Raw genomic sequence first — 23,702 nt, forward strand, 5'->3', positions numbered from 1 at the left:
ATGATAAAAGACGATATGCAATATTTAACGATAGCATTACCAAAAGGCAAATTATTTTATTTAGCTAAAGATTTATTTGCTAAAGTTGGTTTTGTAGCTGACAATTTAGAAGAAAAATCAAGAAAATTGGTCATAACTAATGAAGAATTAAAATTGAAATTTATCATAGCTAAAACAGCTGATGTGCCTACATATGTAGAGCATGGAGCAGCAGATATAGGTGTTATTGGTAAAGATGTGTTGATGGAAGCTCAAAAAGATGTTTATGAATTATTGGATTTAGGTTTTGGCAGATGTCATTTGATGATGGCTGTGCCAAAAGATAAAAAAAGAGCAAAATTGACAGATTATACACATACACGTGTAGCAACTAAATTCCCTAATGTGGCAAAACAATTTTTCACAAGTAAGGGCATGCAGATGGAATATATAAAAATGAATGGTTCTATTGAATTAGGGCCAATCGTAGGTTTATCTGAAAGTATCGTTGATATAGTGGAAACAGGAACTACACTTCGTGAAAATAATTTAGATGAAATAGCATTTATCGCTAAAGCTAGTGCTAGATTGATTGCCAATCGTGCAAGTTTTAAATTAAAATTTGACCGCATCAGTAAATTAGTAAAAGCTTTGGAAATGGAATTGGAAGGGGCTAATGAATAAATGGAAGTTTTAAAAGTAAAAGAATTAGGCTTAGAAGCAATACAAAAAAAATTAGATAAAGCCGCTTTCGATGAAGTGGAATTAAATCCTCGCATTCGTGAAAAAAATAAAGAATTATACGGTGAAGATTTAACAGCTAATCAGATTGTAGAACGCATTGTAAATGAAGTTCGCCATAATGGTGATGAAGCTATGATTAAATATACAAAATTATTAGATGGAGCAGATTTCACTCCTAGTCAATTTTTAGTAACACAAGAAGAATATGCTCAAGCATATGAAGTAGCTGATGAAGATATCGTAAATTCCTTGCGTAAGGCTATTGAAAATGTACGTAGATATCACCAAGAACAAAAACCAAATTCATGGATTACATATAGAAATCATGGCTCTATATTAGGTCAATCTGTAATACCATTAGATAGAGTAGGCGTTTATGTTCCAGGTGGAACAGCAGCTTATCCTTCTTCTGTAGTGATGAATGTAATGCCAGCAAAAGTGGCAGGCGTTAAAGAAATCATCATGATGGCACCACCATCTCGTGATGGAAAATTAAACCCATATGTATTGATAGCTGCTAAAGAAGCAGGTGTTGATGCTATTTATAAAGTAGGTGGAGCTCAAGCTATAGCTGCTATGGCTTTTGGAACAGAAACTATTCCGAAAGTTGATAAAATCACAGGTCCTGGTAATATTTTCGTAACTCTTGCCAAAAAAGCAGTATATGGACATTGTGATATTGATATGCTAGCAGGTCCTAGTGAAATCTTGATTGTAGCAGATAAAACAGCAGACCCAGTATATACAGCAGCAGATATGTTAAGTCAAGCAGAACATGATATGCTCGCTTCTAGTATTGTACTCACTGATGATGAAGCCTTAGCAGATAAAGTTTTGGCAGAAGTAGAAAAACAATTAGCTAAATTGCCTAGAAAAGAAATTGCCAAAGCATCTTTAGAAAGAAATGGTCGCATTATTTTGACTGAAAATCTCATGCAGGCAATGGAACTTGCGAACTACTCTGCACCAGAACATATGGAAATTTTGACTGAAAATCCATTTAGTTTACTTCCTTATGTGCGTCATGCAGGCGCAGTATTTTTAGGTGCTTATTCTCCTGAACCACTTGGAGATTATTTTGCAGGGCCAAACCATGTACTTCCTACAGGTGGCACAGCACGTTATTATTCTGTATTGAATACAGAAACATTTATGAAACGTACAAGTATAATTTCATATACACAAAAAGCTTTGCAAGAGGTAAGTTCTGATATCGTTCGTTTAGCTGAAGCAGAAGGATTACAAGCTCATGCAAATGCAATAAAATTAAGAGGTGAAAAAATTGATTAAATTAAAATATAGAACTGGTTTAAAAGATATGCCTAGCTACGATGTAGTGGAGCGTGATTGGGATATAAAGGTAAATGCAAATGAGTCTAATATGAATTTGCCACCAATAATTGAAGATAGATTGATGGCAAGATTGGCTTCTGTAGCTTTTAACCGTTATCCTAATGAACAAGTTGAATTATTAGCAGAACAAATTGCTGATAATTTTAGATTAGATAAAGAAAATATTTTAATCGCCAATGGTTCAAGTGAAATTTTGGAAAAATTATTCTTCGCTTTTGGCGGTAGAGGTAGAAAAATAGTATATCCACAACCATCTTTTTCCATGTATAAAATCTATGCCAAATTTAGCGCTTCCATTGGTGTACCTGTGGATTTAAATGATGATTATACTTTCAATGCAAGTGATTTTGTCAATGCTGTAAAAGAAAATAAAGCTTCTCTTGCTGTTATTTGTTCCCCAAATAATCCTACTGGTACAAAAATTCCTATGGCAGATATTGAATATGTAGCTAAAAATATTGATTGTGCTTTAGTCATTGATGAAGCATATGTAGAATTTGATGGCGAGTCTGCAATGAGATTTTTAAAAGATTATCCACATTTGATGATTGCAAGAACTTTCTCTAAAGCTTATGGATTAGCTAGTGCGAGAGTAGGTTATTTGATTGCTGATAAAAAAATCATTGAAATGGTAGGCAAAGCTTGTATGCCATATCATGTAAATGTATTATCTGCTATCACTGCTGATATAGTGTATCAAATGAGAGACGAATATATTCCACGCATTCAAATGACAGTGGCAGAAAGAAAACGCATAAGCGAACAGTTGAGCAAAATTGATGGAATAACAGTTTATCCATCTGCAACTAATTTCATCTTGATAAAATATGATAAAGCTGTAGCTTTAAATGAATATCTTGAAAATATCGGTATTGGTGTGCGTTCTTTTGGCAATGCTCCAAGACTTGAAAATTGTTTGCGCATTTCTATGGGAACTAGACCAGAAAATGATGCTGTGTATAAAGCTATAAAAGATTTTGTAGAAAGTCAAAATTAAAAGGATTGAATGGTATGGATTTAAATAAAAAACGCTGTGGTGCTATAAAACGCACTACAGCAGAAACAGCTATTGATATAAACTTAAATCTTGATGGCATAGGAAAATCAAATATTAAGACTAAAATCGGCTTTTTTGACCATATGTTGACTTTATTATCAGCACATAGCTTGATAGATATGGAGATTTTCTGTGATGGTGATATAGAAGTTGATGGTCATCATAGTGTAGAAGATTGTGGTATTGCCTTAGGTCAAGCTTTTAAAGAAGCTATTGGTGATAAACGTGGTATAAATCGCTATGGAACTTTTTATGTTCCTATGGATGAAGCATTAGCTTTGGTGTCTTTAGATATAAGTGGTAGACCTTATTTAGTATGTGATATGGGTGAGTTAGCTCCGATGATTGGCGATTTTGATACAGAACTTGTCGAAGAATTTATGCGAGCTTTTGCCTTTAATGCTGGAATTACATTGCATATAAAAGTGATGTATGGAAAAAATTCTCATCATAAAGTAGAAGGTGTATTTAAAGCTTTAGGTCATGCTTTAAGACAAGCTGTAGAATTTGACCAGAGAGCATTAGATAAAATTCCTTCAACAAAAGGAGTATTAGAATAAGATAAAAATTTTTAGTTAAAGGAGTTATTCTAATGATTGCAATTGTGGATTATGGTGTAGGCAATTTATTTAGTGTGGAGAAAGCATTTTTGAAATTTTCTCCAGATGTAGTGCTTACAAGTGATGCAAAAGTAATAGAAAAAGCCGATAAAATTGTACTTCCTGGTGTAGGTGCTTTTGGTGATTGCATGAAAAATTTTGAGCAATCAGGCTTAAAAAATTCTGTTTTAGAAGCTATTGAACAAGGAAAACCTGTAATGGGAATTTGTGTGGGTGAACAAATCATGTTTGAAGGCAGTGAGGAGTCACCAGAAGTAAAAGGATTAGGAATTTTTAAAGGCATGGTAAAAAAAATAAATGCTCCTGGGCTAAAAATTCCGCATATGGGTTGGAATTCTATTGTTATAGATGAAGAAAATAATCAGAATGTAAATATTAATTTATTTGCAGGATTGAAAGAAGAACCATATGTTTATTTTGTACATAGCTATCAGGCTTGTCCAGAAGATAAATCCATAATTTTAGCTAAATCTAGTTATGGCGAAGAATTGGTAGCTGCTGTAGGAAAAGATAATGTAGTAGCGACACAATTTCACCCTGAAAAATCAGGTGATATTGGTTTAAAAATTATTAAAAATTTTGTAGAAGGGTGAATGAAGATTGATTATTTTTCCAGCGATAGATATTAGAAATGGTAAATGTGTACGCCTTGTAAAAGGTGATTTTAATCAGGAAACTGTATTTTCTGAACGTCCAGAAATCATGGCAAAAAAATGGGAAGATGAAGGCGGTCAATACCTTCATTTAGTTGATTTAGATGGAGCTTTAAAAGGAAAATCACAGAATTTAGATGTTGTAGAAATGATATTAAAAACAGTGAATATCCCTGTAGAACTCGGTGGCGGTATTCGCACTATGGAAAATATCAAGCAAGTTTTAGATATGGGTGTTAGTCGTGTTATTTTGGGTTCTGTAGCTGTAAAAGATCCGCAATTAGTAAAAGATGCTTGCAAAAAATATGGCAGTGAACGCATTGTTGTAGGTATTGATGCTAAAGATGGCATTGTAGCTGTTGATGGCTGGGGCGTATCTGGCAATGTGGAAGCGAAAGAATTGGCTAAAAAAATGGCTGAAGCTGGTGTAAAACATATTATTTATACAGACATTTCTCGTGATGGCACTTTATCTGGTGTAAATGCAAAAGCGACAGCAGAACTTGCAAGTTATAGCGGGGTAAAAGTAGTAGCTTCTGGCGGAGTATCTTCTATTGAAGATATTAAAATTTTAAAAGGTTATGAACAAGATGGCATTGAAGGCGTAATCGTAGGTAAAGCTATTTATACAGATAATTTATCTTTACAAGAGGCTATAAAAATAGCTAAGGAGGGATAAATAATGTACACAAAAAGAATAATCCCTTGTCTTGATGTAAAAGCAGGACGAGTTGTTAAAGGAACAAATTTCGTTTCTTTGCGCGATGCAGGCGATCCTATAGAACTTGCTTCCGTATATGATAAAGAAATGGCTGACGAACTTGTTTTTTTAGATATAACAGCTTCTAATGAACAACGTGATACTATTGTAAAAGTAGCAAATGATTGTGCAAGTCAAGTTTTCATTCCATTTACCATTGGTGGAGGAATTAGAACTGTAGAAGACATGCGCAAAATGCTCAAGGCTGGTGCAGATAAAGTATCTATGAATACAGCAGCGATAAAAGACCCTTCTATAATTAAAGAGGGAGCAGAAAAATTTGGCAATCAATGTATCGTGCTTGCTGTAGATGCTAAACGAAATGGCGAAAATTCTTGGGAAGTTTATATAAATGGTGGTAGAACACCAACGGGAATAGATTGTTTAGAATGGGTGAAAAAAGCAGTTTCTTTGGGAGCGGGTGAAATCTTGCTCACAAGTATGGACGCTGATGGTACAAAAAATGGTTATGATATACCACTTACGCGTGCAGTTTCAGAAGCTGTAAATGTACCAGTAATTGCTTCAGGTGGAGCAGGAAAATTAGAACATTTTTACGAAGTATTAACAGAAGGAAAAGCTGATGCAGTACTTGCTGCTTCAGTATTCCATTATGGAGAATTTAGTATTCGCCAAGTAAAAGAATATTTAAAATCTCGTGGTGTGGAGGTTAGATTATAATGATAGATATCGACAAAGTAAAATTTGATGAAAAAGGCTTGGTGCCAGCTGTAGTGCAAGAAGCTAATGGCAAAGTTTTAATGCTTGCATATATGAACAAAGAATCACTACAAAAAACTATAGAAACAGGATATACATGGTTTTATAGTCGTTCTCGTCAAGAACTTTGGAATAAAGGGGCAACTTCTGGCAATAAACAATCTGTCAGTGAAATTTATTATGATTGTGATGGTGATACTTTGTTGGTAAAAGTTCATCAAACAGGTATGGCTTGTCATACTGGCACATATACTTGCTTTACTGATCGCAGATTATTTCCAGACAGCAAAGATTTAGTACCTATGGCTCAACCACAGGATAATACTTCTATCGCTAAGGTTTTAAATGATTTATATGCAACAATTAAAGACCGTCAAGTAAATCCAGTAGAAGGCTCATATACTAATTATTTATTTGAAAAAGGTCAAGATAAAATCTTGAAAAAAGTGGGTGAAGAATGTACTGAAACAATAATTGCTTCTAAAAATATGGATAAAGAAGAAATTCTTTATGAAATGAGCGATTTATGGTATCATTGTCTTGTTTTATTGGCATATCATAATATTACTCCAGATGATTTATTAGCTGAATTGATGAGCAGAAGAAATGGTGGAGAATATCATAGATTTGGCAAGAAAGAAATCAAAAAAAATAAATCTTAAAGAGGAGAATTGATGATGGGACAAGCTAGACTTGACTATATGAAAGATTCTGCATGGAAGCGTGGTACTGCAAAAAAAATAGATAATTTGCCACCTTTTGAATTACCATATGCAAAAGATGCAGTATTGATTGACCTTGTAGACCCAGATGTATTACCAGATGCACAGGTGAACTTTTTGGAAATGATAGAAGTTCGTTCTACACTTCGTCAATATGATGATACAAAAGAATTATCTAATAAAGAATTATCATATCTTTTATGGTGTACTCAAGGCGTTAAAATGGTAATGCAGACAAAGACTATTAGAAATGTACCTTCTGCTGGCGGTAGAAATGCATTGGAAACATTTTTATATATTCGCCGTGTTGAAGGCATAAAACCAGGTTTATATCGCTTTTTACCATTAGAGCATAAATTATTATTAGTATCTGATGCAGAAGATATTGAAGAAAAAATCTGTAGCCAATTTTCTACAGTAGGTGTAGCAAATAATGCAGCTGTAGTATTCTTATGGACAGCTGTTTATGAAAGAATGGATTGTATGTTTGGCGAAAGAGCATATCGCTATATTTATTTAGATGCTGGACATGTTTGCCAAAACTTATATTTAGCAGCACAAACAATGCATATAAAAGTGTGTGCATTAGGTGCTTTTGATGATGAAGTTTTAAATCAAAATCTCGGTTTTGATGGAGAAAATCAATTTGTTGTCTATGGTGCTGGTGTAGGTAAATAGGATAGCTTAAAAAGAATAAATTAGAGTAAAAGAACTCAATTAAGTGATATTTATGAATATTACTTAATTGAGTTTTTTGTATATAATTTAGTTTTTCCGCATAAAAATATAATGAGGAAATTTTTATAATATTTAAAATAAAATACAAAAATATTTCCGCATGTTGCGGAAAACAATCAATCTATGATGGATTGCTAATTTTTGATACAATTTAATCAAGTTAAGGGAGTATTGAAAATGGCAAAGATTAATAAACGAAGAAAGAAAATATTTAATATGTTAAAAGAACATCAAACGGGATTGAGTGGAGAATTTATGTCTCAACAGTTAGGTGTTTCTTCAAGAACAATACGTTCAGATATAAAAGCTTTACAAGAATATTTAGTTGAATATGATATACGAATAATTTCTAGCCCTAATAAGGGATATCGCTTTAATAAATTTGAGCAACTTGATACTGCTGAACAAAATTTGTTTCAAGAAGGTGTTAGTAATTTAGAAACAGCAAAACAAAGGATAAATTATATATTGTATAGACTGTTAGAAAATACTTTTAAAGATATTGTTATTACACAAAATGATTTAGCAGAAGAAATGTATATAAGTTTATCTACATTAAAGATGCATTTAAATGAAGTAAAAGATATCTTACAAAAATATGATTTAAAAGTTACACAATATAAAACAAAGGGTATAAAGGTTATTGGTGAAGAAGTTAAGATACGTTATTGCATAGTAGATATGATAAATACATGTAGTACAGAAAAATTTTTCCAGAAGATTTTAGCAAATGTAGATATTGAGTTATTAGATAAAATAATAAAAGAAACATTAAGTTATAAAAAAATACAATTAGCAGATAGATCTAAAGAAAAATTTTGTCTACATATAGCAATAGGCATGCAACGTTCTAATTGTAATAAATTTGTATCCTATCCGTCTAGTATTGCTAATAAAATAGAAAATACTTTTGAATATAATGTAGCTAAAGAGTTAATAGATAATATATTAAAAAAGATGAATATAGATATAGCTTGTTCAGAAGTATATTATATTGCTCAATGCTTATTAGCTAGCAAGAAATTAACAGATATTAGTGAATCAATGGACAAAAAACATGTAAAAAAATTAGTAAATATAATTTTAAAAGAAATTCATGAAAAGTTATCTATTGATTTTACTAACGATGAATATTTGATTGATGGTTTAACATTACATTTAAACATAGCATTAACAAGAATTCAATTTCAGATGAATATTAGAAATGAATTGTTAGAAACTATAAAAAATGATTATCCGCTAGCATTTCAAATGGGGGTAATTGCTGGTAAAATTGTTGAACAATATGACAATATAAAAATTAATGAAAATGAAATTGGTTATATAGCTCTTCATTTTGGTGCAGCATTAAGTAGAAATGGTATAAAAGAAAATATTAAGGCTAAAAATATAATAATAGTATGTTCTTCAGGATTAGGAATATCTGTATTATTAAAAGCAAAAGTAGAAGAATATTTTCATAATAGATTAAATGTAATAAAAGTTATGCCAAGCTATGAGATTAATAATCAAATATTAGATAATGTAGATTATATATTATCTACTGTACCATTAAAAAATGTTAAATCGGATAAAATAATAAAAATTAATCGTATGTTACAAAAGGAAGATGTGGAAAATATTGAAAATAAGATTTTTCATAAAGAAACTACAGAATTATTAGAAATTACAACATTTTTTAACAAAGATAATTTTTATATTGGTAAAAATTTTGAAACAAAAGAAGAGTGTATAAATTTTTTAGCAGATGAAGCAATAAAAAAAGGTTTAATGAATAATAATGCAAAAATGTCTATATTTGAAAGAGAAGAGATGTCTTCTACATCAATAGGTGATTTAGTAGCTATACCTCATCCTATTTATAATGAATGCGGAACATCTTTTATATCAATATTGATTTTGAATAAGCCTATTATATGGGATGACTTATTTGTACAAGTAGTATTTCTTTTGAATGTAGAAAAAGGAAAAATGAATTTATGGGAACCAATGTTTTTGAAATTATATAACTATATAAAGTTAAAAAATGGAGTTAATTCAATATTAAAAAATAAATCTTATGAAGTTTTTATTAATGAATTTGAAAAAATGTTTTAAGAGAAGAATTAAATAATAAATTATGGAGCTAGGAATATGAATATTATTTTAAAAAAAGAACTTATTTTATTAGATATCGATGTTAAAAATAAATTAGACGTACTAGAAATAATGGCAGATAATCTCCATCGATTAGGATATGTAAAAGATACATATAAAAAAGCTGTTATTGAAAGAGAAAAAGTTTTTGCAACAGGATTACCAACTTTAATTGGTGGAGTAGCTATACCGCATACTGATATTCAGCATGTAGATATTCCAGCTATAAGTATTGCTAGATTAAATAAGGCTGTTGATTTTGTAATTATGGGGGATGATAGTAATACTGTAAAAGTTGATTTGATTTTTATGTTAGCAATGAAAGAAGAACATGCACAGTTAGAATTATTACAAAGTTTGATGGGAATTTTACAAGATGAAAATGCTTTAAATTATATTAAAAATGAAAAATCTATAGATAATATAAAAATTTTTATTAGTGATAAATTACAATTAGGTAACTAAGAGTAATAAAATAAATTAAATAATTTTAAGGAGTGTTTTATATGGAAAAGAAAATTGTTTTAGTTGCTTGTGGGACAGGAATTGCTACTTCTACAGTAGTTAATGATGCAGTTACAAAACTTGCGAAATTAAATAATATTCCAGTGGAGATTATTCAATGCAAAATGATGGAAGTACCTAGTTATGCTGATAGAGCAAATTTACTTATTACAACAACAGTAGCAGATAAAAGCAAATATAATTTTCCAGTAATTAATGCTAGAGCATTTTTAACTGGAATTGGCTTAGATAAAACAAAAGAAGAAATTCTTGCAGAGTTAAAAAAATAAAGTAGCATAATTAAAATCAATTACTAGTAGAACATAAAAATATGTTCTACTAGTAAAATTCAATAAAGGGAGAAGGCTTATTATGGAAAATTTAGTTCCTATGTTTCAAGCGTTTTTAGGATTAGGACCAACTGTTATATTACCAGTATTTATATTCATTATTGGACTGATTTTTAGATGTGGTCCAGCGAAATCATTCCATTCCGGTCTTACTATTGGAGTGGGATTTGTAGGTATTAACTTAGTGGTAGCACTACTTTGTGATAATCTTGGCCCAGCAGCTCAAGCAATGATTAAAAATTTTGGAATACAATTAAATGCAATAGATATAGGTTGGCCAGGTTCTGCTAGTATGGCATGGGCATCACCTATTGCAGCCTTTGTTTTACCATTAGCTTTAGTTGTAAATATCATTATGTTATTTACAAAAACAACAAAAACTATGGATGTTGATATTTGGAATTATTGGCATTTTACATTTTGTGGTGCATGTGTATATGCTTTAACAGGAAGTTTTTGGCAAGCTATTGTTGCAGCTATTATTTTTGAAATTGTTGTATTAAAAATAGCAGATTGGACAGCTCCTTATATGGAAAAGTATTTTGATTTACCAGGCGTATCTGTACCAACAGGTTCTACTTGTTCATATGCTCCATTAGGTATACCTTTGATCTGGTTGATTCAAAAAATTCCAGTAATTAAAAATTTAAAAGCAGATCCAGATTCTATTCAAAAACGTTTTGGTATTTTTGGTGAACCAATTTTTATGGGACTTTTTTTAGGCGCAGTATTAGGGGTTTTAGCAGGATATAATGCAGGTGAAGTAGCTAAAGTTGGTATGGCTATGGCAGGTGTTATGGTTTTAATGCCTCGTATGGTAAAACTTTTAATGGAAGGATTAATTCCAATTTCTGAAGCAGCACGTAATGTATTACAAAAACGTTTTGGTGAAAATGCAAATATTTATATTGGTTTGGATGCAGCAGTAACTACAGGACATCCAGCAGTAATAGCAACTGCTTTAATTTTAGTACCAATAACAATATTATTAGCTGTAATTCTTCCAGGAAATAATGTATTACCTTTTGGTGATTTAGCAACTATTCCATTTATAGTAGCAATGATTGTAGCAGCTGCACGTGGAAATATAGTTCATTCTGTATTAGCAGGTATTGTAGTAATCAGTTTATCTTTATTAATGTCAACTGCTATGGCAGAATTTCAAACAACAATGGGTGTTATTGCAAACTTTAAAATGCCAGAAGGTTCAACACTTATATCTAGTATAGACCAAGCAGGAAACTTAATTAATTTTATAATATTTAAAGCATTTGCTTTATTCAATTAGATTAATAAAATATAGAGCTGACACTTTTAAAATGTGGCAGCTCTGTAGAAATAAAGAGGGGATATAAAATGAAAGCATTAGTAAAAATGGAACCAGGTGCTGGTAATTGGCAAATAATTGATAAACCAGAACCTACAATAAATAAAGATCAAGTAAAAATAAAAGTTGAATATATTGGTGTTTGTGGTAGTGATATTCATACATATGAAGGTCATTATAATATTAATGCTAAAGATTTAATTATAGGGCATGAATTTGCTGGAATTGCTGTAGAAGTAGGCGAAAATGTAAAACATGTAAAAGTTGGAGATAAGGTAACATCAGAAACTACTTTTGAAATTTGTGGAAAGTGTAGATACTGTTTAGAAAAAGAATATAATTTATGTCCAACTCGTAAAGGATTAGGCACACAACAAGATGGAGCATGTGCAAATTATATTGTAGCTAGAGGAGCTAGTGTACATGTACTACCTGAAAATTTATCTTGTAAAGAAGCTGCAATAACTGAAGCAGCAGCTTGTGCTCATCATGGTGTTTGTAAAGCAACTATAAAAAAAGGAGATATTGTTTTAGTATTAGGTCCAGGACCAATTGGATTACTTGTGGCACAAATTGTAAGAGCAAAAGGTGGTACAGTAGTAATGACAGGTCTAACTAAAGATAGTGGACGATTAAAAGTTGCTAAAGAAAAATTTGGTATAGATTATATTGTAGATGTACAAAAAGATGATCCTCATGAATTAGTTAATAGTCTTACTGATGGATATGGTGCAGATATTTGTTATGATTGTACAGGTGCTGTTCCTTCAATGCATTTGGGAATGGATTTATTAAGAAAAAAAGGACAATATGTTCAGGTAGGTTTATTTGCTAAAGATGAAGTTGTAGTAGATTTTTCAAAAATTATCCAAAAGGAACTAGTTGTTTCTGGAAGTCGTAGTCAGAATACTCATGATTGGCCTGCAACTTTAAATTATATGGCAAATGGGGATATACGAGCAGATTTAATGATAACAGATGAATTAAATATTGATGAATGGGATAAAGCTTATAAATTAATGAAATCTGGTGAAACTATAAAAATTGTATTAAAACCATTACCTGAAAATAAATAAAAACTGAATAGAGGGAATTTTCTTGAAACAAATAGTGATAGGTTCAGACCATGCTGGTTATAAAATGAAACAATTTTTAATACAGCAATTGCAAGAGGCTGGTTATGATGTGGAAGATAAAGGAACTTATAGTGAAGATTCTGTAGATGCTGGTGCTTATGCTATAAAAGTCTGTGAAGATGTAGCTAATAATTTAGATACTAAATACGGTATTTTAATTTGTGGTACAGGTATTGGTATGTCAATGATGGCCAATAAAGTAAAAGGTATAAGAGCGTCTTTAGTAAGTGATTTATTTTCAGCAGAAATGACAAGAGCTCATAATAATGCAAATGTTTTGTGTATGGGAGCAAGAATTATTTCTGAATATATGGCATGGGAATTTACAAAAGTTTGGCTTAGCACAGAACATTTAGGTGGAAAATATGCTAAACGTGTAGAAGCCATGATGAATTATGAAAAAAATAGATAAGTATAAAATAATAATCATTATATAAAAATTAATTATCCCAATATTCTGGATAATTTGAAATTAAAGGAGGTATAGCCTAATGAATATAGAGCAAAAATCTGTAAATGCTATTCGTGTATTAGCAGCAGATACTGTACAAAAAGCTAATTCAGGTCATCCTGGTATGCCACTTGGTAGTGCAGCAATGGCATATGAATTATGGGCTAATCATTTAACACATAATCCTAAAAATCCTAAATGGGTAAATAGAGATAGATTTATTTTATCAGCTGGACATGCTTCAAGTTTATTATATTCACTTCTTCATTTATTTGGATATGGTTTAACTATTGAAGATATGAAAAACTTTAGACAAGATAATTCTTTAACACCTGGTCATCCAGAATATGGTCATACTGTAGGTGTAGAAGCAACTACAGGACCATTAGGTGCTGGCATGGGAATGGCTGTAGGTATGGCTATGGCCCAAGCCCATATGGCAGCTACTTTTAATACTGAAGATTATAATGTTATTGATCATTATACTTTTGTATTAGGTGGCGATGGTTGTATGGAAGAAGGAATATCTTCAGAAGCATTCTCGTTAGCTGGTACATTAGGTTTAAGTAAATTAATTGTTTTATATGATAGCAATAATATTACTATTGAAGGTAATACAGATTTAGCATTTACAGAAGATGTAAATAAACGTATGGAAGCATTTGGTTTCCAGACTTTAACTGTTGAAGATGGTAATAATTTAGAAGAAATTAGCAAAGCTATTGAACTTGCTAAGTCAGAAAAGACAAAACCATCATTTATTACAGTAAAGACTAAAATTGCATTTGGTTGCCCTGCTAAAGAAGGTAGTGAATCCTCACATGGTTCACCATTAGGTGAAGAAAATGTAAAAGCTTTACGTGATAATCTTGGTTGGGAAGAACAAGAAGCATTTGTAATTCCACAAGATGTATATGATAATTTTGCTCAAAAAGCTAAAAAAGGACAAGAAGTTGAAGACAATTGGAATAAATTATTCAAAGCTTACTGTGAAAAATATCCAGAAAAGAAAGAACTATGGGATAAATATTTTGCAGTAATCGATGATGAAAAATTATTAAATTGTGATGAATTTTGGTCTTATGAAGATAAACCGCAAGCAACAAGAAGTTTATCTGGAAATATGATTAATCGTTTAGCTAAAATTATGCCAAATTTCTGGGGTGGTAGTGCTGACCTTGGACCATCAAATAAAACTGTAATTAAAGATGGCGGAAGTTTTAGTAAGAATAATTATTTAGGTAGAAATATTCACTATGGTGTTCGTGAATTTGCTATGGCAGCAATTGCAAATGGTATTACTTTATATGGTGGTACAAAAACATTTGTAGGTACATTCTTTGTATTTAGTGATTATTTAAAACCTATGGCAAGATTGGCTGCTTTGATGAAAATACCTGTAACTTATGTATTGACACATGATAGTATTGGTGTTGGTGAAGATGGACCAACTCATGAACCTATTGAGCAGTTAGCAATGCTTCGTGCTATGCCTAATATTAATGTGTTTAGACCAGCTGATGCTACAGAAACTGCTGCTGCATGGTATAGCGCAATTACAAGTAAAAATACACCAACAGTTCTTGCATTATCTAGACAGAATTTACCACAAATAGAAGGTAGTAGTAAAGAGGCTTTAAAAGGTGGCTATATTATAGCAGAGTCTATAAAAGCAAAACCAGATGCCATAATTATTGCTAGTGGTTCAGAAGTTAGTTTGGCTGTAGATGCTAAAAAAGAATTGATGGAAAAAGGTTTTGACATTCGTGTTGTAAGTATGCCTTGTATGGATATTTTTGAACAACAAAGTGATGAATATAAAGAAAAGATATTACCACAAACTGTAGAAAAACGTTTAGTTGTGGAAGCAGGCTCTAGCATTTGCTGGGGTAAATATCTTGGCTTTAAAGGTAAATCTGTAACTATTGACACATTTGGAGCATCAGCACCAGCTAATGTATTATTTAAAAAATATGGATTTACTGTTGAAAATGTAGTTAATAAAGCATTATCTATGCTTAAATAAACTTATAAAAATTTTTACACATACCCTACCAAAATCCCTAATTTTGGAGTGTCCTTTTTGTGAATATACAAAATAAGGGCACTCTTATTTTTATTAAAATATAAAATTATAAGGAATGAAGAAAATGACAGTAGTATTATCCCCTTCAATATTAGCAGCAGATTTTAGTTGTTTAGCTGATGATGTAAAAAGATTAGAACAATCTGGTATAAAAGATTTACATTTAGATGTAATGGATGGACATTTTGTAAGTAATATTACTTTTGGTATAGATTTAATAAAACATTTAAGACTAAAAACTAAAATGAATTTTGATGCACATTTAATGGTAACAAATCCAGATGCATTATTAAATGGATTAAAAGAAGCAGGTGTTAATTCTGTAACAGTACATGTAGAAGCATGTAAACATTTATATCATACAGTAGAAACTATTAATAAATTAGGTATGCAAGGCGGAGTAGTTTTAAATCCTTCAACAAATTTTGAGTCTTTAAAATATATGGCAGAAGATAATATTATTAAAAAAGTATTAGTAATGTCTGTTGAACCTGGATTTGGTGGGCAAGCATATTTGCCAATGAGTACAAAGAAAATAAAAGATTTAGCAAATTGGAGAGATGAAAATAATTATAATTTTATTATTCAAGTAGATGGTGGTATTAATTTAAATAATATACAAACAGTTGTAGATGCAGGTGCAACAGATATAGTAATAGGTTCATCAATTTTCAAACATAGAGAATTAGAAAAAAATGTGGCAGATTTTAGAAAACTATTAAGTTTATAATAAAAAAATGGATGTGGATATATTGATTAACAAAAATGTTTTACCTATGCCGGCAGTATCAGCTTCTGTATCTTGTATGGATTTAGGAAATTTAGCGGATAGTATAAAAAAAGTAGAAGACTCAGATGTAGCATTTTTTCATTATGATGTTGTAGATGGTAGATTTAATAAATGTTATATATTAGGAGATATTCTTTGTGATTATTTAAAAAAGAATAGTAGATTGCCCATAGAAGTACATTTAGCTGTTTATGATATAGAAAATTATATAGAAGTTTTTGCTCAAAAAAAAGTAGAATATATAGCAGTTCATTATGAAGCCATGAAAAATCCTAAAGAGATTTTTGCTAAGATACGTAGCTTAGGGGCAAAACCTGTATTAGCTTATAGAGCAGATACCGAGCCAAAAGATGATTTAATAGAACTTGCTCCTTTATGTGAATGGATTTTAAAGCTTACTGTAAATCCAGGATTTGCAGGTCAAAAAATAAATCCAGAAGCAATAAAACATATAAAGATGATGAGTGATATGTTAAAACAAAATAATATTAAAACACGCATTCAAGCAGATGGAAATGTAAATAAAAATACAACAAGAATGCTTGCTGAGGCGGGTGTTACAATTTTTACAGGAGGAACTTCAGGGTTATTTTTGGCAGGTAAAAGTATACAAGAAAATTTGAGAGAACTATTAGCACCGACAAAAGAATTTATTGATTAATAAAAAATGGCTGTAGCGAATTGAGTTATCATTTTGTTACAGCTATTTATCTTTATTTTTAGTGAAGTTAGCACTAATTTATTATTGCCAAAATAATTTTTATAGTATATATTTATTTTAGTTATTTACAAAAATTTTACCAAATTACAGTTGGTGGAGCACCAATGTCAATTATTAAACAGTATATAGAAAGTCAAAAGCGTTCAGAATAAATAAATGATAAAAAGGCAGATGATTGTAGTGAAGACATATTGTTTTAAATTGTATAAGGCAAAAAGGAATAAAAAACTTCATAAAGTTATTAATATAGCTGGAATTATCTACAATCACTGTATTGCTTTGCATAAAAGATATTATCGTTTATTTAAAAAATCTCTTAATATCTATAAGCTTCAAAAACATTTAACTAAACTTAAGAAAATAGGTAAATTTAGCTATTTTAAAGAAGTAGGTTCGCAAGCTATTCAAGACATAACTCAAAGAATAGACCGTGCTTGTAAATTGTTTTTTAGAAATTTAAAACATAAAATTCGTACAGCACCACCATCTTTTAAAAAGATACGAAAATATAAATCATTCACGCTCAAACAAGCAGGTTGGAAACTCTTAAAGGATAATGTGATAGAAATTAATAAACAAAAATACAAATATTTTAAAAGTAGAGATATTGAAGGAATAGTTAAAACAATAACAATTAAACGTGATACTTTAGGTGATATATATCTTTATTTTGTTTGTGAAACTAACGAGAATAAAGTTTTAGCAAGAACAGGTAAAAGCGTCGGCTATGACTTTGGACTAAAACAGTTTTTAACAGCTTCAGATAATAAAGATATAAAAACACCTTTATTTTTTAAGCAAAATGCTAATGATATAAAAAAAGCTAATAGAATTTTATCTAGAAAAAAGAAAGGTTCAAATCATCGTAGATTAGCAAAAATAGCTCTTGCTAGATTGTATAAGAAAATATCTAATCAACGTAAAGATTTTCATTTTAAATTAGCAAATAAAATTTGTAGTGAATATGCTTTAATCTGTATAGAAGATTTGAATATAAAAGGAATGCAAAAACGTTGGGGTAGAAAAATATCTGACTATGGATTTAGTGAATTTATAAAAATTCTTGAATATAAAGCGAGAGAAATTGGCTCAATAGTGCAAAAGATAGATAGATACTATCCAAGTTCGCAAATTTGCCATGTTTGTGGTACAAAAAATCCTGAAATTAAAAATTTGGCAGTTCGTGAGTGGATTTGCGCAAAGTGCAAAACCAGCCACGATAGAGATAGAAATGCTGCTATAAATATATGGAAGGTTGGGGCATCAACCTTCTTTGGAGAGATATAGTAAGACCTGCTATTTTAGTAGGCAAGTATCGTTTGTATCCAAGAATCCCCTGCCTTTAGGCATGGGGAGTATGTCAAATATAAAATAAATAGACTTAAGAAAGGGCGTTTTGTGTTGTTAAATAAAGGTTTTATAGGAAAACTTACAGGTTATTTACAAAGAATTTTTGATGAACATTTTATGTTTATCATGATTTTATTTATAATTAATAGTTTAACTACAGCGTGGTCACTTTTTGATGAAGATAAAATTGACGTGGCGATTGGATATATTTTTTCTGTATGGTTAGGTTCATTGATAATAACTTGTCTTATTGATTTATTGCCAAAACGATTTTTGCAAAAAATTGTAAAAACAGTATTGGTCATACCAATAGGGCTTATATTTATTGGTGAATTTTTTACAATGTATTGCTATAAAGCTTTGATTGGCACAGGTATTATAAATTCTGCACTTGAGACAAATATGCGAGAAGCTACAGAATTTTTCTCTATGTATATAGGTTTTTCAGGCGTTGCTTCTATCATTGTTTTAATTGCTTTAATTGTAGGTTTATATAAATATAATCCACTGAAAAAAATCACTTTAAAACAAAAGACAAAATCAGGTATAGTATGTACTTTGATGGTTTTAAGTGTGTTTTATACTATAAGAATGTTTACTGTATATACAGATTTTATTTGGGACGATGAAGTCTTACCAGTGCAAAGGGTATATGCTTCTACTTCTGTCGCTGTAAGAAATATGCAGGCGTATAGAGAGCTTTCTTCCCAAGTAAATAGTAAGGTAGAACTCACAGAAAATAAGAGTGAAATAAAAAATATTGTATTTATTTTAGGTGAGTCTACAAATAGAAACCATATGCATCTTTATGGATATTATTTACCAAATACACCAAATCTTGATGCTTTAAATGAAAAAGGCGAAATCAGTGTTTTCCGCGATGTAGTAAGTCCTCATTCTACTACAATTGCAGTATTAAGTAAGTTATTTACATTTTGTAATCGTGAATCAGATCAAGAATGGTATCATTACAATAATTTAATTGATGTAATGAATGCTGCAGGATATAAGACATATTGGTTATCTAATCAGGAAACTTCAGGTGTTTGGGGCAATGTAGCTCAGATTTATGCAGCTCATAGTGATGTGAGTGCATTTACTCGTATTCGCGATTCAAGAGAAGATTATGGTATCGTTGATGGCGAATTATTCCCGCTTATTGATGATGCTATAGCAAATAGAAGTGAAGATAAAAATTTCTATGTAGTTCATTTGATGGGCGGACATGGATTATATTATAATCGTTTCCCTTATAGTTTTAGTAAATTTAGTAAAGATGATATCAATTTACCAATTACAGATGGTAAAAAAGAAATCGTAGCTCAATATGATAATGCACTTTATTATAATGATTATATAGTAAGTAGTATTATTGATAAATTCCGTGATAGTGAAACTTTAGTTATTTATGTTCCTGACCACGGTGAAGCTGTATATGATGAAGGCGAAGATATGTCAGGTCATATTGAGGAAAATCCTACACACCATATGATTGAAATACCAGTTATCATGTGGGCATCAGAAAAATTCAGGGCAAAATATCCTGAAAAATGGGAGCAAATCAAAAAAGCTGCTGATAGACCTTATATGACAGATGATATGATTCATACTGTTATGGATTTAGCAGATATAAAAACGGCTGAATTTGACCCTACAAGAAGTATTGTAAATGATAAATTCAATGAACAAAGACCTCGTATCTTTGATGGTATGGATTATGATGCAGAAATAAAAAATAAAAGATAAATAATAGAAAAATCCCTAATACGGCATTTTGCTGTATTGGGGATTTTTTTTGCTGTTTATAGCATGATTTTTTACTGTTTTTACATTATTTTTGCATATATATTGCTTGTTTTTACAAAGTTTATATAAATTTACAAGATTTTCATAAAATTATTACAATATAATGATAGAGGTAAAAGTTAAATTTTGGTTAAATAGATGATGTTGAATTAAGTATGTTGTTAAGATTAAAAATTAATTGAATGAGGGTAAAAAATGTTAGAGTTAAAAAAGATTAGGAAATCATATGAAGGAATAGAAGTTCTTAAAAATATTAATTTAAAAATAGAAAAAGGAGAAATCGTTTCTATTTTAGGGCCATCTGGTTGTGGTAAAACTACTTTATTAAATTTAATTTTAGGGCTTACTCAAGTGAGTGAAGGCAGAATTATTTTTGATGGTGAAGATATAACACAGATGCCAATGGAAAAACGCGGTTTTAATATCGTATTTCAAGATTATGCGTTATTCCCTAATTTAAATGTATATGAAAATATTGTTTACGGATTAAAAAATAAGCCAAATATTTCTACAACAAAAGAAGTTCAAGACTTAATCAATTTATTAGGTTTAGGCAAACATTTAACAAAGAAAATTGAGGAATTATCTGGTGGACAGAAACAAAGAACTGCACTTGCTAGAACTTTGGTTATGAAACCTAAAATTTTATTATTAGATGAGCCATTATCTGCTTTAGATGGTGTTATCAAAGAATCTATCAAGCAGAAAATCAAAGAAATAGCTCGTGATTTTAAATTGACTACAATAATAGTTACACATGACCCAGAAGAAGCATTGACTTTATCTGATAAAGTTTTGATTGTAAATGAAGGTCAGATTTCTCAATTTGGTACACCAGAGGAAATCATCAAAAAACCTGCAAATGATTTTGTCAGTGAATTTATCTTACGTCAGTTAGAAATCAAACGAAATAATATCTTAGAATTATTTTGGGATGGTAACAATAGAGATAGAAAAGAGATTCTTCAGGTGGGTTAATGATGAATATTTTAAAAACTAAACAAAAAGAATTACAGATGATTTTTATAGCTGTAATTATAATTTTTGTAGGATTTTTATTACTACCGTTTATAGAAATTTTATATCAATCTATAGCAGTAGGTGATGGTGTAGGTTTAAAACACTTTGCCACAATGTTAGATGAAGATAAATTTGCTACGGCTTTTGGCAATAGTATAGCAATTGCTTCAACTAGTGCGATTTTAAGTACGTTATTAGCATTTATTTTAGCCTATACTATCCACTATACAAATATAAATAAAACAGCTAAGCGTTTAATTCAAATATTGGCTATAGCACCTATGTTTTTACCAACAATTACATATGGATTTGCAATAATTTATTCTTTAGGAAAACAAGGTTTTTTAACAAAAGTATTCAATATACAAATTGATATTTATGGTTTTAATGGTTTGTTGATAGGTTATATAATCTACACCATGCCAATAGCATTTTTGCTCATTTATAATGCTATGAAATATATTGATAAGAAATTCATGATTGTATCAAAAATCATGGGCGATAGTTTATTTAAAACTTTTAGACAGACACTTATTAGACCATTATTAGGAACACTTGCAGCTTCATTTATACAATGCTTTTTCTTATGCTTCACAGATTATGGTATTCCAGCTTCAGTTGGTGGTAAATATCAGGTAATTGCTACAGTTTTATATGAAGAAATGATGGGAAGTATTCCTGATTTTAATCGTGGTGCTGTAGTAGCCATTGTGATGTTATTACCATCAATTATCAGTATTGCTTTATTGTGTTATCTACAACGTTACAATGTGCGTTATAACAAAATTTCTCAGGTGGAATTGAAAGTAAACAAAGTACGTGATTTTGTTTGGGGCGGATTATCTACTGTTATTTTAGTGATGATTTTATCCATGTTCGTTGTAATCTTCATGATACCATTTATTGATGAATGGCCATATCGTATGCAATTTACAACAGCGCATCTCGTAGAAATTTTAAATGATTCTAGCATTATTGATGTATATACAAATTCCTTATTAGTGGCTACTTTATCTGCTGTAGTGGGACTTGTTGTATCTTACGGTGCAGCTTTAATCACTGCTAGAAGTAATTTTATCAATGAAAAGAAATTTGCCATTGAAGCGATTGCTTTGATTACAAATACAATTCCAGGTATGGTAATTGGTATTGCTTATATGATGTTCTTTTCAGGAACTACACTACAAAATACTTTTGCTTTAATCATCATTTGTAATGTAATTCACTTCTTCTCTACACCATATTTAATGCTTAAAAATTCCTTAGAAAAATTGAATAAATCATGGGAAAATACAGCTTTGTTGATGGGCGATAGTTGGTTTAAAACATTATATAGAATTATCACACCAAATATAAAAACTACTATTTTTGAAGTATTAGGATATTACTTTATCAATGCCATGGTAACTATTAGTGCAGTTATTTTCATAGCTGGTGCTCAGACTATGGTTATTACAGCCAAAATAAAAGAATTACAGTATTTTGGTAAATTTAATGAAATCTTCGTATTATCCATGCTGATTTTAGCTACAAATTTAATTGTAAAAGGTCTATTGACTGTATTAGCTAAAAAGAAAATTAGTGTGAAAAAAGAGAAAAAAGAAATGATAACAAAGGGAGAGGCTATAGTATGAAAAAGAAAAAAATCTTATCAATGTTATTAGCAGGTACGGCATTATGTGCGTCTATGCTATTTGGTGGTTGTGGTACATCTGGTAGCGATAGTGCATCTAGTGGAAATGATGGAAAAGTAGTTATTTATTCTAATGCAGATGATGAAGCAGTAGATGCTATGAAAAAAGCATTAGATAATAATGGTTTTAAAGATAAATATATGTTACAGACTTTTGGTACTTCTGAACTTGGCGGTAAATTAATGGTAGAAGGTAAAAATATTGAAGCTGATGTAGTAACTATGAGTTCTTTCTACTTAGATAGTGCGCAAGAAAAAAATAAAATGTTCACAGATTTAACTTTTGATTATAAACCATTAACTGAAAAAGTTGATTTCTATGCACCAATCACTTCTCAAGAAGGCACTATCATTGTAAATACTGAAAAATTAAAAGAAGCAAATCTTCCAATGCCAAAAAGCATCAAAGATTTAGCAAATCCTATTTATAAAGACCAAATTTCTGTAACAGATGTAAAAGCATCATCTACAGCTTGGTTATTAATTCAAGGTTTAGTTTCTGCTTACGGTGATGAAGAAGCTAAAAATATTTTAGGTGGCATTTATAAAAATGCAGGTCCACATATTGAAAATTCCGGTTCTGCACCACTTAAAAAAGTTCGTGCTGGTGAAGTAGCTATTGGTTTTGGTTTAAGACAGCAGGCTGTTGCTGATAAATTAAAAGGTTTACCTATTGACTTTGTAGACCCAACAGAAGGCAATTTCTCTTTGACTGAATCTATTGCAGTTATAGACAAAGGCGATAAAACAAATCCACTTGCAATGCAAATTGCAGAATGCATTATTCATAATGCTAGAGTAGATTTATTAAAATCATATCCAAACCCAATTTATGAAGGTGAAATTTCTGATTCTGTAAATAAATCAGCATATCCAAAAACTTTTGCTGAAAAATTATCTGTTGATTTATTGAAAAAACATCAAGATTTATCTGAAGCAGCTAAACAACTTTAATTTTAATGATTTATTTTAGGGTATATGTAGTT

General features: G+C 30.5%; 23 protein-coding genes and 1 pseudogene. All 24 read left to right on the forward strand.

The genetic code is table 11. From position 1 onward, the window contains the following. The 24 genes and pseudogenes from hisG to GXM21_RS04030 all read left to right on the forward strand — a co-directional run bounded on the left by hisG (window position 1) and on the right by GXM21_RS04030 (window position 23,670). Window positions 1-663 carry an ATP phosphoribosyltransferase gene (gene hisG, locus GXM21_RS03920; RefSeq protein ID WP_008538435.1) on the forward strand — a complete coding sequence of 221 codons (663 nt, stop codon included), beginning with the start codon at window positions 1-3 and terminating at the stop codon, window positions 661-663. Then, the gene (gene hisD, locus GXM21_RS03925) at window positions 664-2,013 is read left to right on the forward strand and encodes a histidinol dehydrogenase (protein WP_008538434.1); all 1,350 of its coding nucleotides are present in this window, start codon (window positions 664-666) and stop codon (window positions 2,011-2,013) included. Then, a complete protein-coding gene (hisC, locus tag GXM21_RS03930) occupies window positions 2,006-3,073 on the forward strand; it encodes a histidinol-phosphate transaminase (RefSeq protein ID WP_008538433.1) in 1,068 nt (355 codons plus the stop codon). The genes hisD and hisC overlap by 8 nt, the downstream gene beginning before the upstream one ends. 14 nt (window positions 3,074-3,087) lie before the next feature. Continuing rightward, window positions 3,088-3,693 (forward strand): imidazoleglycerol-phosphate dehydratase HisB, encoded by a 606-nt coding sequence (hisB, locus tag GXM21_RS03935; protein WP_008538432.1) that lies wholly within the window; start codon window positions 3,088-3,090, stop codon window positions 3,691-3,693. 32 nt (window positions 3,694-3,725) lie between these two features. Then, window positions 3,726-4,346: an imidazole glycerol phosphate synthase subunit HisH gene (gene hisH, locus GXM21_RS03940; RefSeq protein WP_008538431.1), complete on the forward strand. Its 621-nt coding sequence runs from the start codon at window positions 3,726-3,728 to the stop codon at window positions 4,344-4,346. 7 nt (window positions 4,347-4,353) lie between these two features. Then, the gene (gene hisA, locus GXM21_RS03945; RefSeq protein ID WP_008538429.1) at window positions 4,354-5,085 is read left to right on the forward strand and encodes a 1-(5-phosphoribosyl)-5-[(5-phosphoribosylamino)methylideneamino]imidazole-4-carboxamide isomerase; all 732 of its coding nucleotides are present in this window, start codon (window positions 4,354-4,356) and stop codon (window positions 5,083-5,085) included. Window positions 5,086-5,088: 3 nt separating this feature from the next. Further along, window positions 5,089-5,847: an imidazole glycerol phosphate synthase subunit HisF gene (hisF, locus tag GXM21_RS03950; protein ID WP_008538428.1), complete on the forward strand. Its 759-nt coding sequence runs from the start codon at window positions 5,089-5,091 to the stop codon at window positions 5,845-5,847. Continuing rightward, entirely contained in the window at window positions 5,847-6,548 is a 702-nt protein-coding gene (gene hisIE / locus GXM21_RS03955) for a bifunctional phosphoribosyl-AMP cyclohydrolase/phosphoribosyl-ATP diphosphatase HisIE (protein WP_008538427.1), read from the forward strand. The genes hisF and hisIE overlap by 1 nt, the downstream gene beginning before the upstream one ends. Window positions 6,549-6,563: 15 nt before the next feature. Further along, complete coding sequence (locus GXM21_RS03960) at window positions 6,564-7,286, forward strand: SagB/ThcOx family dehydrogenase (protein WP_008538426.1); 723 nt, start codon at window positions 6,564-6,566, stop codon at window positions 7,284-7,286. A gap of 237 nt (window positions 7,287-7,523) precedes the next feature. Then, on the forward strand, window positions 7,524-9,443 hold the full coding sequence (locus tag GXM21_RS03965) for a BglG family transcription antiterminator (protein ID WP_008538425.1): 1,920 nt from the start codon (window positions 7,524-7,526) through the stop codon (window positions 9,441-9,443). A gap of 36 nt (window positions 9,444-9,479) precedes the next feature. Continuing rightward, window positions 9,480-9,947: a PTS sugar transporter subunit IIA gene (locus tag GXM21_RS03970; RefSeq protein WP_008538424.1), complete on the forward strand. Its 468-nt coding sequence runs from the start codon at window positions 9,480-9,482 to the stop codon at window positions 9,945-9,947. Window positions 9,948-9,988: 41 nt separating this feature from the next. After that, complete coding sequence (locus GXM21_RS03975) at window positions 9,989-10,276, forward strand: PTS sugar transporter subunit IIB (RefSeq protein WP_008538423.1); 288 nt, start codon at window positions 9,989-9,991, stop codon at window positions 10,274-10,276. Between the two features lie 82 nt (window positions 10,277-10,358). Next, a complete protein-coding gene (locus tag GXM21_RS03980; protein ID WP_008538422.1) occupies window positions 10,359-11,624 on the forward strand; it encodes a PTS galactitol transporter subunit IIC in 1,266 nt (421 codons plus the stop codon). Between the two features lie 68 nt (window positions 11,625-11,692). Beyond that, entirely contained in the window at window positions 11,693-12,739 is a 1,047-nt protein-coding gene (locus tag GXM21_RS03985) for a zinc-binding dehydrogenase (RefSeq protein ID WP_008538421.1), read from the forward strand. Window positions 12,740-12,803: 64 nt separating this feature from the next. Next, on the forward strand, window positions 12,804-13,211 hold the full coding sequence (rpiB, locus tag GXM21_RS03990) for a ribose 5-phosphate isomerase B (protein WP_050900422.1): 408 nt from the start codon (window positions 12,804-12,806) through the stop codon (window positions 13,209-13,211). A 79-nt stretch (window positions 13,212-13,290) separates the two neighbouring features. Continuing rightward, entirely contained in the window at window positions 13,291-15,276 is a 1,986-nt protein-coding gene (gene tkt / locus GXM21_RS03995; RefSeq protein ID WP_008538418.1) for a transketolase, read from the forward strand. A gap of 124 nt (window positions 15,277-15,400) precedes the next feature. Continuing rightward, window positions 15,401-16,066, forward strand: coding sequence for a ribulose-phosphate 3-epimerase (gene rpe / locus GXM21_RS04000; RefSeq protein WP_008538417.1), 666 nt, complete (start codon window positions 15,401-15,403; stop codon window positions 16,064-16,066). 13 nt (window positions 16,067-16,079) lie between these two features. Then, window positions 16,080-16,787, forward strand: a complete 708-nt coding sequence (locus tag GXM21_RS04005; protein ID WP_416276876.1) for a ribulose-phosphate 3-epimerase — start codon at window positions 16,080-16,082, stop codon at window positions 16,785-16,787. A gap of 143 nt (window positions 16,788-16,930) precedes the next feature. Then, window positions 16,931-16,999 (forward strand): annotated as a pseudogene (locus GXM21_RS13175) (IS200/IS605 family transposase); the annotation flags it as partial. Between the two features lie 19 nt (window positions 17,000-17,018). Further along, window positions 17,019-18,134, forward strand: a complete 1,116-nt coding sequence (locus tag GXM21_RS04010; RefSeq protein ID WP_249068235.1) for an RNA-guided endonuclease InsQ/TnpB family protein — start codon at window positions 17,019-17,021, stop codon at window positions 18,132-18,134. Between the two features lie 111 nt (window positions 18,135-18,245). Then, entirely contained in the window at window positions 18,246-19,943 is a 1,698-nt protein-coding gene (locus GXM21_RS04015) for a phosphoethanolamine transferase (protein ID WP_008538414.1), read from the forward strand. A 255-nt stretch (window positions 19,944-20,198) separates the two neighbouring features. Next, the gene (locus GXM21_RS04020; protein ID WP_008538413.1) at window positions 20,199-20,981 is read left to right on the forward strand and encodes an ABC transporter ATP-binding protein; all 783 of its coding nucleotides are present in this window, start codon (window positions 20,199-20,201) and stop codon (window positions 20,979-20,981) included. Window positions 20,982-20,983: 2 nt separating this feature from the next. Beyond that, complete coding sequence (locus tag GXM21_RS04025; protein ID WP_008538412.1) at window positions 20,984-22,657, forward strand: ABC transporter permease subunit; 1,674 nt, start codon at window positions 20,984-20,986, stop codon at window positions 22,655-22,657. Further along, window positions 22,654-23,670 (forward strand): extracellular solute-binding protein, encoded by a 1,017-nt coding sequence (locus tag GXM21_RS04030; RefSeq protein WP_008538411.1) that lies wholly within the window; start codon window positions 22,654-22,656, stop codon window positions 23,668-23,670. Before GXM21_RS04025 ends, GXM21_RS04030 begins: the two co-directional genes overlap by 4 nt. The last annotated feature ends 32 nt before the right edge of the window (window positions 23,671-23,702 follow it).

The sequence above is a fragment of the Megamonas funiformis genome, assembly GCF_010669225.1.
Lineage (GTDB): Bacteria > Bacillota > Negativicutes > Selenomonadales > Selenomonadaceae > Megamonas > Megamonas funiformis.

Bases quoted from the DNA above. Each gene is read 5' to 3' on its own strand.
- hisG (WP_008538435.1), top strand. From the start codon at position 1: ATGATAAAAGACGATATGCAATATTTAACGATAGCATTACCAAAAGGC.
- hisD (WP_008538434.1), top strand. From the start codon at position 664: ATGGAAGTTTTAAAAGTAAAAGAATTAGGCTTAGAAGCAATACAAAAA.
- hisB (WP_008538432.1), top strand. From the start codon at position 3,088: ATGGATTTAAATAAAAAACGCTGTGGTGCTATAAAACGCACTACAGCA.
- hisH (WP_008538431.1), top strand. From the start codon at position 3,726: ATGATTGCAATTGTGGATTATGGTGTAGGCAATTTATTTAGTGTGGAG.
- hisF (WP_008538428.1), top strand. From the start codon at position 5,089: ATGTACACAAAAAGAATAATCCCTTGTCTTGATGTAAAAGCAGGACGA.
- hisIE (WP_008538427.1), top strand. From the start codon at position 5,847: ATGATAGATATCGACAAAGTAAAATTTGATGAAAAAGGCTTGGTGCCA.
- GXM21_RS03960 (WP_008538426.1), top strand. From the start codon at position 6,564: ATGGGACAAGCTAGACTTGACTATATGAAAGATTCTGCATGGAAGCGT.
- GXM21_RS03965 (WP_008538425.1), top strand. From the start codon at position 7,524: ATGGCAAAGATTAATAAACGAAGAAAGAAAATATTTAATATGTTAAAA.
- GXM21_RS03970 (WP_008538424.1), top strand. From the start codon at position 9,480: ATGAATATTATTTTAAAAAAAGAACTTATTTTATTAGATATCGATGTT.
- GXM21_RS03975 (WP_008538423.1), top strand. From the start codon at position 9,989: ATGGAAAAGAAAATTGTTTTAGTTGCTTGTGGGACAGGAATTGCTACT.
- GXM21_RS03980 (WP_008538422.1), top strand. From the start codon at position 10,359: ATGGAAAATTTAGTTCCTATGTTTCAAGCGTTTTTAGGATTAGGACCA.
- GXM21_RS03985 (WP_008538421.1), top strand. From the start codon at position 11,693: ATGAAAGCATTAGTAAAAATGGAACCAGGTGCTGGTAATTGGCAAATA.
- rpiB (WP_050900422.1), top strand. From the start codon at position 12,804: ATGAAACAATTTTTAATACAGCAATTGCAAGAGGCTGGTTATGATGTG.
- tkt (WP_008538418.1), top strand. From the start codon at position 13,291: ATGAATATAGAGCAAAAATCTGTAAATGCTATTCGTGTATTAGCAGCA.
- rpe (WP_008538417.1), top strand. From the start codon at position 15,401: ATGACAGTAGTATTATCCCCTTCAATATTAGCAGCAGATTTTAGTTGT.
- GXM21_RS04010 (WP_249068235.1), top strand. From the start codon at position 17,019: ATGATTGTAGTGAAGACATATTGTTTTAAATTGTATAAGGCAAAAAGG.
- GXM21_RS04020 (WP_008538413.1), top strand. From the start codon at position 20,199: ATGTTAGAGTTAAAAAAGATTAGGAAATCATATGAAGGAATAGAAGTT.
- GXM21_RS04025 (WP_008538412.1), top strand. From the start codon at position 20,984: ATGAATATTTTAAAAACTAAACAAAAAGAATTACAGATGATTTTTATA.
- GXM21_RS04030 (WP_008538411.1), top strand. From the start codon at position 22,654: ATGAAAAAGAAAAAAATCTTATCAATGTTATTAGCAGGTACGGCATTA.